Origin of the sequence: Microvirga calopogonii (genome assembly GCF_003347665.1) — a bacterium.
In the GTDB taxonomy this organism is placed as follows: Bacteria; Pseudomonadota; Alphaproteobacteria; order Rhizobiales; family Beijerinckiaceae; genus Microvirga; species Microvirga calopogonii.
Window position 1 is genome coordinate 1 of sequence record NZ_QDGA01000226.1, and the last position, 2,139, is coordinate 2,139.

Annotated in this window: 2 protein-coding genes and 1 pseudogene; all 3 read left to right on the forward strand. The window is 63.5% G+C overall.

Annotated features, from left to right (window positions below):
* The coding region (locus tag DDF70_RS36070) for a transposase (protein ID WP_170316152.1) at positions 1-407 on the forward strand (407 nt) is incomplete at its 5' end.
* A 47-nt stretch (positions 408-454) separates the two neighbouring features.
* Positions 455-1,000: pseudogene (locus DDF70_RS36075) on the forward strand (transposase); the annotation flags it as partial.
* A 408-nt stretch (positions 1,001-1,408) separates the two neighbouring features.
* A partial coding sequence (locus DDF70_RS36080; protein ID WP_162820917.1) for an ATP-binding protein occupies positions 1,409-2,139 on the forward strand: 731 nt, incomplete at its 3' end.

Genomic DNA, 2,139 nt, shown 5'->3' on the forward strand with positions numbered 1-2,139 from the left:
ACTGGCAAGGACGAACCGCCTTCAAGGTGCGCTTCTCGACGACCCACTGTCGCCCCTGCCCATTGAAGGCACAGTGTACTCGGAGCGAGCGGCGGCTTCTCACGCTGCGCCCTCAGGAGGAGCACGAGACCCTTGCAGCGGCTCGCGAGCGTGAGGCGCAGCCCGCCTTCGCCAAAGAGTACCAGAAGCGCGCCGGCATCGAGGGAACGATTTCGGCTGGCGTGCGCGCCCTACACTTGCGGCGCTCCCGCTACATCGGTCTCGCCAAGACGCATCTTCAGCACGTGCTGACAGCGGCTGCCATGAACCTCATCCGGCTTGGTGCCTGGTTCGCGGGCACGCCGCTCGCACGAACCCGGCAATCCGCATTCACCAAGCTCATGATGGCTCCCATCCCAGCATGGTGAATTCGCCAGCAGTATCTTTTTCGGAGCAAGTCCAAGGCGTCCGGCGCATTGAAGAGGCGCAGGCGCGCTGCGACCGGCTCGACCTGGCGCTGGCCGAGGCCGTGGCTGGCTGGTCCCTCGCCCCCCTCGTTCAGGCTTTGCAGGCTTTGCGCGGGGTCGGTCCGGTGGTTGCTGCCACGCTGGTGGCCGAGACCGGCGACCTGAGCCGCTTCGAGACGCCCAAGCAGTTGATGAGCTGGCTTGGACTGGTGCCGTCGGAACGGTCAAGCAGCACCCGTCGGCGCCGGGGTGGGATCACCAAGAGCGGCAACGGGCATGCCCGCACCATGCTGGTCGAGGCGGGCTGGTCCTATCGCTTGCCGGCCCGCGAGGCGGTGCGATACCGCGCCCGGGTGGAAGGGCTCCCAGCCGAGATCCGAGCGGTGGCCTGGCGGGCCCAGGTTCGGCTCTGCCAACGCTTCCGGCGTTTGATGGCCGCCGGCAAGCCGTTGCCCAAGGTGACCACGGCGATTGCGCGCGAACTGGCCGGGTTCGTGTGGGACATTGCCCGTCGGGTCCAGGTTGCCCCTGCGGCAAGGGTTCGGGAGGTCTAACGAGCCCCAAGCCTGCGTTCGCACACACGCAGAGGAGGTTTAAGCGAGCAGAGAACGATACCGACCTGACCGGCGTGCCGTGGCGCCCTGGAGCGATGGGAAATCCTCGAGATACGTTAAGGCAAGCCTTGCGGCTAACGCACGAAGCTAAGACTGAGGAAGGCCCACGACGAACACCGGGTAATGCGGTGGCCAATCCGCGGATGAGAGCTTGATCAATCGTCGTCCGATCAGGCGCCGCGGCACACCCGTCAGGTCGCTGGATCTTGCGCCGACTCGCAACCGGCGACAGGATCCTATGCTGACGTCCCGGAATGACGGTCATAAGAGAGCGTATAATCAGGAACAGATCTTGCGCTGACCCCAATTTACCTTGCATTTTCGGAGTTTGACTCCATAAATGCAAGGATGATCGAACGTCGCATTGCCGCCGAGCTGAACGAATTGCTCGACAGCTATCCTGCCGTCGCCCTCCTGGGCCCGCGGCAGGTCGGCAAAACGACACTGGCTCTGACCATCGGGGAGCACCGTCCGTCGATCTATCTCGACCTGGAATCCGATGCTGATCGCGCCAGGCTGTCAGAACCAGAACTCTATCTCGCCGGCCATGAAGACAAGCTTGTCATTCTTGACGAAGTCCAGCGGCTACCGGATCTGTTTCAGAACTTGCGCGGTCTGATCGACCGCGGTCGCCGCAAGGGGCGGCGGACGGGCCGCTTCCTGCTCCTCGGATCCGCGTCACTCGATCTCCTGAAGCAGTCGGGCGAAAGCTTAGCCGGGCGGATCGCCTATCTCGAAATGCACCCGATCGATGGATTGGAGGTTCCGGCTTCAGACTTGAACCGATTGTGGCTGCGTGGTGGCTTCCCGGACAGCTATCTGGCCACCAGTGATCGTATCAGCCAACGGTGGCGACAGGATTTCATCCGAACCTACCTGGAACGCGATATCCCCCTGCTGGGGCCTCGCATTCCGGCCGAGACCTTGCGTCGCTTCTGGACCATGCTGGCACATCATCAGTCCGGACTCCTCAATGCCGCCGAATTCGCACGTGCACTTGGCGTGGACGGAAAGACCGTGGCGTCCTACCTCGACCTGCTGGTCGACCTGCTGCTCGTGCGGCGACTGGAACCCTGGCA